Origin of the sequence: Actinomyces urogenitalis DSM 15434 (assembly GCF_000159035.1) — a bacterium.
GTDB lineage: Bacteria > Actinomycetota > Actinomycetes > Actinomycetales > Actinomycetaceae > Actinomyces > Actinomyces urogenitalis.
This window is the reverse complement of record NZ_DS999575.1, coordinates 416219-425378: the sequence shown is the minus strand read 5'-3', so window position 1 is coordinate 425378 and position 9160 is coordinate 416219. Positions and strand designations below refer to the sequence as shown.

Sequence of the window (9160 nt, the reverse complement as noted above, 5' to 3'; positions counted from 1 at the left end):
CCGAGCGCCGTCGGCGCCGGGATACGCGTGGTGTAGCGGATCGAGGCGTCGCCGTCAGGCGCCGCCGCGTCTTTACCATCCGCCCACTGGCTGCCGTTCCAGCGGAACGAGAAGGTACGCTGGGTTCCCGAGGCGCCCGTGGCCACGGCCTTGAAGAAGCCGGACACGGCGCCGGTCACCGTGAGGTCCGTGTTCAGGGGCGCATCCTGGGTGACCTTCACACCCGACACAGTGATCTTGAGCCAGGAGCTCTCGCCCTCAGCGACACCTGCCGCAGCCACGGCCTGCTTGAGCTGGAAGTAGTTCGTGATCCGCTCAGACCCACTCGTCAGCCGGTCCGCAAGCTCGAAGGTGACCGTGAAGGTCTTCCCATCAACCTTGGTGGAGGAGACCTTGAAGGTGCGTGCGAGGCCGTCCGCCGTGACCTTTGAGAGGTCCGTGGGCAGCTCCATGCCCTCAGGCACCGTCATCGTCGCCGTGAAACCGAAGCCCTTGAGGTCCACGGCAATCGTCTTCGGGTCGGGCTTGTTGAACTGGCCCTCGATGGCCTCCATCTGCTCCTTGATGCCGGTGATGTCCACCGCGCCCGTCAGGTCCACGGTGTCGCCGCGCAGCGTCTGGTGCACGGAGGCGTGCTCGGTCTCGCCATCACCAAGGATGTCGGACGGCAGATCGAGGTCAAGCGGGGTCGGCGTAGCGACGGTGAGCTGGATCACGTCGCCCGTGGCGCGCGCGTCGCGGCCCTCATCAGTCTGCGTGCCGGTCCACTTGAACGAGAAGTCGCGGACCTTGCCCGACTCGCCGGTGGCCACGGCGCTGAAGGTACCGGAGACCCCGCCGGTGACGGTGAGCTCGGTGCCGTCGGCCACGCCCTCGTCGATCGCGATACCTGGGACGGTGAGCTTCATCGTGTCATCAAGCGCATACACGGCCGCCTTGAGGTCGGCGTAGGTCTTGATGCCCGAAGCGTTCTTCAGGTTGAAGGTGACGGTGACGGTCTTGCCCTCAACCTTGAGATCGCTCACCTCGAAGGTGTCAGCGAACCCGGTGTCAACCACCGTGTCCTTGGTGAGGACCGCGGGGAGCGTCATGCCCTCAGGCACCGTGAAGGTGGCCGTGAAGGTGGAGGCGGGGTCGGCGATCGAAATGGCCTTCTGGCCGTTCTCGTCGTTTACCACGCCGTACGTGGCCTCGATGCCGACCATCTGGTCCTTGATGCCCTTAGTATCAATCGTGCCGGTCAGGTTGATCTTGTCACCCTGGTAGACGCCAAGAGGAGCCTTGCTCGTGGTGTCAGTCCCCGCACTTGGGGCAGCCTCGCCGGCGCGCTGCGCCGAAGCAAGCATGTCCGCCGGGAGCCCCAGCTCAAGAGCCTTCTTCACGAGGATCGTCTGCTGAATGGTGGTGTCGTCAGTGGCACGAACGTCCTTACCGCCCTCGACCTGGGTACCATTCCAGGACAAGTCGAACTTGACGGCAGCGTCCCCACCCTGGGCGAGGGCCTGCATGGAGCCCGCCACGGTTCCCGTGGCCGTGAGCTCGCCAGCGCCGACGCCCTCAGCGAGCGTGAAGCCCGGAATCGTCAGGGTGATCTGGTCTGTGAACGGGCTCGTGGGAGCAGCCCGGAAAGCCGCCCCAGTTGGTGCTACTCCGTTGCCCGCACCATTCACGGCCTCCTTGAGGCCGAGGTAGGTATCGAAGGACTGGGTGAGACCAAGCTTCACCGTGACGGTCCGCCCGCTCACGGTGACATCGTCGACCTTGAAGAGGCTGCCCAGACCCTCAGCCTGGACCTTCGAGGCATCGAGGTCAGAGGGAACGGTGACCCCCTCAGGCAGCGTGAGTGCGGCCGTGAAGGTGGACGCAGTGCCCGAGAGCCTGATGTCCTCCGGCTTCACGCCCGGGAACTGCCCTTCGATGGCGGTCATCTGCTGCTTGATGGCCGAGACGTCCACCGCACCAGTCAGGCTGAAGGACTCGCCCGCATCCGCGTCCACGATCAACGCCGACTTGCTGTCAGCCTGACCCGAGGCAGAATCACCCCACATGTCAGCATTGATGGTGCCCTGGTAGGGGAAGGGGGTGACGTTCAGCTGCCACTGGGCATAGAGGTCCACACTCGCCACATCCTCGGCGAGCGTGCGATCATCGCCCGGGTTCACAGTCTCACCCGTACCATCAGCCTTCGTATTCCAGGACACGAAAGTACGACCCTGGGCGTTGAATGCAGGCTCCTTGGCGGCAGCGTCCGCAACGGAGATCGCCGTGTAGGCGCGGTCGGGCGCGCTGTAAGTCGCCGAGTAGGCGGTATCCGTAGCGAGGTTCGTGTGATAGACCACGCTGTACTTCACGGCCGGGTTCTCCCACTTCGCGTACACCGTCATGTCGCCAGTCACGGCCGTGGCAGCCGCGTCGAATGCCTGTTCCTTGCCGGAGGCATCCTTGTAGAACCAACCCAGGAACTCATACCCCTCAGCCGACGGCTCAGCCGGCACCTCAGTCGAACCCGCCACCACCGAGCTCGCCACCGCCACCGCATGACCACGAATAGCCTTCACGGTCTTATCAGCCGTGGACTTGTCAGCGAACTTCGCTGCAGAGATCTTCGCGTCGTCGGCGAGAGCAGGGTCGTTCAGCGCGAACGTCATCGTGGCGGCCGGGACCCACACGTGCTTCTGGCCGTCGCTCGTGGCGTTAGCGACGCGGTACTCATAGGCCTGGCCGTTCTTGTTCAAGGGGTTCAACACACTCACCGACGAATCGGCGAGTGTGAAGAGGGAGAGCTTCTCGTTGCCATTGGCCTCACCGTTGGTGGCCTGGGTATTGGCAAGGTTCGATTTGCCATCAAAGGCCGTGAGATACGACCCGCCGGTCACCACGAAGGCCTGGCCGGTCGGACCGAGTGCGATTCCGTCATAGGTGGTCGCACCCGTGCCCTTCGCCGGGGTCAGGAGCACAGTGTCACCCGTGAGCGTGACGGAGGAACGATCGTTGACCGCCTCGCTTGACCCGCCGACGACGATCTTCGTCTGGCTGACGTTCTCGTCCACCTTGATCGTCGAGCTGTCGAAGGTGACGTTGGCGCCCCAGTTGATGTTCATGGCGCCCATGCCGGAGTTCTTGACCTCGATGGTTGAGTTCCGATAGGTCTGGCGCCCCTGCATCGTGAAGACTGCGCCGTCCACGATGATGTGGGAACCCTCGATCAGCGAGGGGGTGCCACCGATAAAGCCCAGCGCTTCCTTGTCGAGGACGAAGCCGAAGAAGTTCTTCTTCGTGAAGGTGCCCTTCACCATGAATGTAGAGTCCTTCATCTGCACGGTGGAGCTGGCGCCCTGGACATTGAAACGGATTCCCTCTGTGGACATTGAGACATCGTCTAGGTAAAGTGACGCGCCGCGCCCGCCCCAGGGGCCATAGTCTGGATCATCCTTCTTTGCCATCACAGGGATTCCGGACACCTTGAGCGTGGCGTGAGCAAACCGCGCGGTGCCTGAGTAGAAGAACGCGCGGCCCGTCTGGGCACCGGTCGTGGAGTCGATCGAGATGTTCAGGGCCTCACGGCTGGTACCGGTGATGGCGCCCTGGGCGTTCAGACCCACCTTGTTACCGTTGAGCACGTAGGTGCCGTCGGTGAGGGTCGCGCCGTTCTGCACGAGGATCGCGGTGTCGAAACCGCTCATGGAGAGCGTCACGCCGTTCTCACCCCTGAGGGTGGAGCCCTTGGCGAGGGTGAGACCATTGGCACCGGCGCCTGCCATCGTCGTGTCCGCGGAGACGACCAGGGTCACCCCGGCGGGGATCGTGGCGGCCGGGAGCGCGTCGAAGGCGCCCGCCACGTGAATCGTCTTGATCGCGCCGTTCGAGTTCTTCTGAAGCTCGAGAGCTTTCGCGAGGGACTTAAGCGCCGTGGCGTCCGCGGCGCCGGCGTTGGCGTCATCGCCCGTGGAGCCATTGACCCATAGCTCGGTGAGGACGGCAGGCTCAGCGGCAGCATCGTCCATCGCAGCGTCCTTCTCGACGCTGACGTCAGGAGCAACCGGAGCCGCTGCAGCTTCCTCAGTGGCAGGATCTGCAGCCGGGTCTGTGGCGGCGTCGGCAGCCTCCTGTGGCGCGGGAGCCTCAGAGGCGGGTTCCTCTGCCACCTCAGTCACCGCGGCGACAGGCGCGGGGTCATCTTCAGCAAAGGCTCCAGTCACCGGCGACACCAAGGTGAGGGACACCAAGGCCGCCGTGAGAACCGACAAGGTCCTCTTGAAGCGGGGTAAACGATGCATCACAAGTCTCCTCTTTCGGGGGAATAGCTGCGACGGCTGGGACAAGGGGATACACACTCACTTTACCAAGACAGTTCACAGAGAACACACCTATGTTCGACTTCACCGAGCGGCCGATGCGATCGGACCAACTCCCTGTCTTGCACCGCCCACTACCCTTGACTTGAGTCCCAGCGCGGCCGGTTGCGGCTAGCCGCATGACAAGGAGGTCCTCATGCTCACTCGCTGCCCCGCACGCTCCCGTCGACGCCGCCCCGCTCGTGGTTCCCTTCTCCAGGCCGCCGGCGTCAGCATGCTCGCCGGCCTGGTCTCCGGCATGGTCAAGATCGGCTGGGAGGCTGCTCTGCCCCCACGCACCCCGGAGCGTGACGACCCCAACCCGCCGATGCACCTGCTCGAGCAGCTGGGCATCCCCGCCGAGGTCCGCGAGGCCACTGTCACCTTCAACGAGAACCAGGTCCCCGTGACGGGCCTGGCCGTCCACCACGCCTTCTCCGTGGCCATGGCCGTCCCCTACTGCGTCGCCGCCCGACGCTGCCCCGCCATCACCGCCGGCGGCGGGGCGGTCTACGGCCTTGGCGTGTGGGCCGGCTTCCACCTGGGTCTTCTGCCGGCGCTGGGCACCGTCCCTGCGGCCACCGAGCAGCCCTGGCAGGAGCACATGTCCGAGGCCGCCGGGCACGTGGTGTGGGCCTGGTCGATCGAGGCCGTCCGCAGGGCTCTGGCTCCCACCACACGCTAAGGCCCACCACATGGTCGCCTCGCCGGAGCCACAGCGCGCGCCACGCAGGCGCGTGCGCCCCCTCCTGCTGGTCTGTCTCATCCTCCTCGCGCTCGTCTTCATCGCAGCTGCCGTCTTGAGCGCCTTCTGGCTGCGCTACGAGGAGCCCGGCATCCCCGGCCAGGTCATCCCTGCCCTCAGCGCCACGCAAGACGACAGCGGAAAGGCAGGCTCCGGCGTCGGCAGCTCCGGCGCGGAGGCCGGAGCCGTTGCAGAAACCGCGCAAGGTGAGCTGGCGCTGGACGAGGCCAGCGTGGTCCCGGCCGTGAGGCGATGGTTCGGTCAGTGGGTGGAACAGCACCGCTCACTCACCGTCTCCCCGTCCTTCCAGCTCTCTGGCGGCTCGGCCACTCAAATCCAGTGGCTCGGTCTGGCAGACGAGCGCAGCCAGGAGACCATCGGCAACCGCGCCTGGGTCCAGGTGGACGTGGGGCTCCACCCACGCCTGCCCGCGATCGAGCACTTCACCAGCTCAGCCTTCACCGGCCAGTCCACGGTGCTCTACCGCCAGGGCTCCCGGATCGTCGGGCAGCTGGTGCTCGAGCTGTCCCCCACGGCCGGTGGCTACCGCGTCATCAGCGTGATCACACCTGTCCAGTACCAGATCAGCACCGATCCGAGTCTGCGGGAGGAGCCACCGGTCGAGATCCTGCCGGACACCTCTGTGCCCGCGACCTACCGGATCCGCGAGGGCGAGCTCGACGTCACCTATGACTCCGGGGCCACCTGGATCACCGTCCCAGGCGGCTACGAGGGCGTTACCGCCGCGGCCAGCTCCCTGCCCCGCACCAGCCTGGACCGAGGAGGCTACGTGGTCTCGTCTGAGTTCACAGGCTTCCTCTTCTACGGCCCGGACAGCGGCCAGGGCCAGGGCCAGGAGGTGAGTCTGCTCTACTCCCTGGACGCAGGCACCAGCTGGCAGCGCAGCGTGATCGGCCAGGGCGACCCGCAGACGTCCTTCGTCTCCTATGCCGAGGGCACCGTGGGCGTGGGCTTTGCCGTGGACCGGGCGCTGGGGTCCTCCTACTACGGTGCGTGGCGGGCCCAGGTGGACGCCCAGGAGCCCGACGCCGGCCTCACCTGGCAGAAGGTGCCCGTGCCAAGCGCCGTCACCAATGACATGACGCTCGCAACCTGGGTGAGCCCGAGCCTGGGGATCTTCGGGAACGATCGTGGTTCCCTGGCGATCACGCAGGACGCTGGCGCCAGCTTCACGCAGGCCGCGATCCCGCAGGCCAGTGAGCTGGTGTCCGTGCTGGGCTTCGACCCCTTTGACACACCCGTCGCAGCGCAGGCGGTGGACGGCGTCATCGAGGTGGTGATCGGCCAGGGCGAGGACGCCGACTACGCCGAGGACGGCGAGATCCAAGAAGCAGTCTTCGCCTACGACCCCGCCACCAGCGGCTTCCGCTTCCTACGCCAGCAGGCTGCTCCGCAGCAGGTTGAGGTGGGCTGACGGCTCCTTCCCTTTGAGCAGGGAAGGTGCTCAGCGGTACATGGAGGCCGGGCCACCGATGGCGGCTTCTCTCCGCATGACCCGGACGCGTCTGCGCCGAGGCAGCGTGGTCAGGAAGGCCTAGAGGCATGGGACTCATCTACGAGGAGCGGCGCACCCAAGGGGGCAGTATCATTAGCCGTGTCACCAGCACAGCCTTTGCCTACTGAGAGATGCGGCGATGACGCAGATGAGACGCCTCGCGGACCTTGACCTGAGGGCCTTCTTCATCGTGCTGTCAGGCCTGTTCATCTGGTCCTTCATCCTCATGCTCACCCATGAGTCAGCGATGGCTGAGGAGGTGGGAGGAACAGCGATGCTGATGCTTCTCCCAGCCCTCTACCTGTCGCACAGGCTCCACCGTTCGGAGCCTGAGAGCTAGAGGGAACCTTTCCCCACCCGCGCCAGGCGGCCGACCTGCTCCACCAGCTGCGGGGTCTCGGCAGCCTTGACCCGGTCAGTGAGGGTCTCCTCAGTGTCCCCCTCTAGCACCGGCACCTCCACCTGGGCGATGAGCGCGCCGGTGTCCACGCCCGCGTCCACCCAGAACAACGAGGCGCCTGTACGGGTGGCGCCGGCTGCCAGGGCGTCCCGCACGGCGTGCGCGCCCGGGAAGTCCGGTAGCAGCGAGGGGTGGGTGTTGAGGATGCGCCCCTCAAAGCGCGCCAGGAAAGGCTCGCCCAGCAGGCGCATGAATCCGGCGCAGACCACGAGCTCGGGCTCCAGCGCGCCCACGGCCTCAGCCAGGGCGCGGTCCCAGTCAGCACGATCGGCAAAGTCCCGCGGCGTCACCACTACGGCCGGCACGCCGGCAGCGCGGGCGTGGCCCAGGCCGGCGCACTCCTTGTCCGCCACCACGCCCACCACGGCGGCGCCGTAGGCCGGGTCCTGGCAGGCGCGCAGCAGGGCCAGCAGGTTCGAGCCCGTGCCAGAGACGAGGACGACGAGCCGGGCAGGCCCGGCCGTGGAGGACGTGATCACGTTGCTGGGAACAGCGTTGTCAGTCGGCATCATTGCCTTCCTTTCTCACCTGGGTCAGCTCCGTCGTCGCCACATCCGCCTGGTCCTCGATCACTTCGACGCGAGGAGCCTCGCCGCCGGCGGATCCGGCAGCCTGCGGATCGGCGGCCTCCTGGTCCCCGGCCTGCGCGGCCTCACGCTCGGCGCGCACGCGCTCTCTGCGCTCCTGGGCCGCACGCGCACCGGCCTCGACCTTCTCACGCGTGCTCGCCGCGGCCGATCCGGCCGCCGACACCGTCTGACGCACACCGTGCTCCGTGGCCACTCGAGTGCGCGGGTGGACCAGCACGGCAGCCGCCACCAGGCCCACGCCAAGCTCCACCAGCAGCAGGACCACCGTCATGAGGGTGTTCGGGCCAACCTCGGTGAGCCTGCCCGGACCGATCGAGCCTGAGGCAGCCAGGCAGCAGGCGCCAACCCCGAGCGCCACCATCAGCGCCGCAGCCACCGCCGCGATCACCACCTGGGCCAGCGGCAGCGCCCGCAGGCGGCGCCGACGCACCCACACGATGACCAGCGCCACCGCCGTCAGCGCCATCGGCAGGTAGAGGCCAGCGCTGGAGCCCTCGCCTCCCACCGGAGCGGTGGGCAGCAGGCCCAGCAGCGGCAGAGTCGGTACGGCGCCGGCCACCACGTGGTCGGGCGTGAAGGTCGAGCCCGCGCCCACAATGAAGCCCGGCCCCGCCAGCCAGGACAGGGCCCACACGAGCGTGGTCGGCACCCAGCCCAGCTGCAGGAGCACCAGGCCGAGCGAGGCGATCACCCCTCCCCCAGCCAGGGCGTCATGGAGACGGGAGACGCGCGCGGCGCCGTCGACCACCGCCGCCAGGAGCACCAGGACGCTCGCAGCCACCAGGGCCACGGCCGCATCCCGCGTGAGCACCAGGGCCGGACTCACCCAGGCCGGGCGCTCATGCCACCAGCCCGTCAGGCGCTGGGACCCCAAACCCCGGCGCTGGAGGTCTACCACCACCACCACCGCGGTCAGCAAGGCCGTGCCCACGATCGCCGGCCAGGTACGCGAGCCGCCCGGCGAGGTGAGCAGGAGCAGGAAGGCAGCCAGCGCCGTCGTCGTACCCACCACCAGGCCGCCGGAAGCCGCAGTACGCAGGTGCGCGCGGCGCACGGCCGAACGGGCCAGGAGGAGCTGCAGGAGCGTCAGGCCCAGCAACGGCAGCTCAATCGCGCCAGCCGGCTCGCTCGGCGAGCCGTATCCGCCGCCCAGCCCCAGCGACCACAGGGCGCTGCCCGTGCGCAGAGCCGCACCCACGGACAGGGCCGCGGCGGCATCCATCGACGAGGTCGCCATGTAGACCGCCAGGGTGAGCACGATGACCACGAGCCAGCCGCCAAGCACCGCCTCCGCCCCTGCGCGCACGGCAAAAGGCCAGTCAGGCGGCAGGTGGAGGGCAGGCAGGCGCAGGGAGCGCGTGCGGGCACCGGCACGTGCGAGCAGCGAGTTGTCCTTCAGTGCGCTCTTCAGTGCTCTGCCTTCCCTTGCTGCGGGCGACGCCGTCAACCCCTCTGACCTGGGCCGCCGTCAGACTACCGCGAGGACCAGGCACACCGGGCGCAGGCAGGCCCGGC

6 protein-coding genes are annotated in these 9160 nt (G+C 67.4%); 3 read left to right on the top strand and 3 right to left on the bottom strand.

The window, feature by feature from the left end; genetic code table 11:
• Positions 1–4004: InlB B-repeat-containing protein (locus HMPREF0058_RS12765; protein ID WP_169305827.1), on the bottom strand; the 4004-nt coding region annotated here is incomplete at its 3' end.
• A 487-nt stretch (positions 4005–4491) separates the two neighbouring features.
• Here HMPREF0058_RS12765 and HMPREF0058_RS07715 point away from each other — a divergent pair.
• The 3 genes from HMPREF0058_RS07715 (at position 4492) to HMPREF0058_RS07705 (ending at position 6935) form a co-directional block, all read left to right on the top strand.
• Entirely contained in the window at positions 4492–5019 is a 528-nt protein-coding gene (locus tag HMPREF0058_RS07715; RefSeq protein ID WP_006549206.1) for a YagU family protein, read from the top strand.
• 10 nt (positions 5020–5029) lie between these two features.
• On the top strand, positions 5030–6514 hold the full coding sequence (locus tag HMPREF0058_RS07710) for a beta propeller repeat protein (protein ID WP_006549205.1): 1485 nt from the start codon (positions 5030–5032) through the stop codon (positions 6512–6514).
• Positions 6515–6734: 220 nt separating this feature from the next.
• Complete coding sequence (locus HMPREF0058_RS07705; RefSeq protein ID WP_006549204.1) at positions 6735–6935, top strand: hypothetical protein; 201 nt, start codon at positions 6735–6737, stop codon at positions 6933–6935.
• On the opposite strand, the gene purN is transcribed toward HMPREF0058_RS07705, so the two are convergent.
• Entirely contained in the window at positions 6932–7564 is a 633-nt protein-coding gene (gene purN, locus HMPREF0058_RS07700; RefSeq protein ID WP_101638382.1) for a phosphoribosylglycinamide formyltransferase, read from the bottom strand. The two genes, HMPREF0058_RS07705 and purN, sit on opposite strands and share 4 nt — an antisense overlap.
• On the bottom strand, positions 7554–9092 hold the full coding sequence (locus HMPREF0058_RS07695) for a cell division protein PerM (protein ID WP_141560522.1): 1539 nt from the start codon (positions 9090–9092) through the stop codon (positions 7554–7556). Before HMPREF0058_RS07695 ends, purN begins: the two co-directional genes overlap by 11 nt.
• Positions 9093–9160 lie beyond the last annotated feature (68 nt).

Bases quoted from the DNA above. Each gene is read 5' to 3' on its own strand.
- HMPREF0058_RS07715 (WP_006549206.1), top strand. From the start codon at position 4,492: ATGCTCACTCGCTGCCCCGCACGCTCCCGTCGACGCCGCCCCGCTCGT.
- purN (WP_101638382.1), bottom strand. From the start codon at position 7,564: ATGCCGACTGACAACGCTGTTCCCAGCAACGTGATCACGTCCTCCACG.
- HMPREF0058_RS07705 (WP_006549204.1), top strand. From the start codon at position 6,735: ATGACGCAGATGAGACGCCTCGCGGACCTTGACCTGAGGGCCTTCTTC.
- HMPREF0058_RS07710 (WP_006549205.1), top strand. From the start codon at position 5,030: ATGGTCGCCTCGCCGGAGCCACAGCGCGCGCCACGCAGGCGCGTGCGC.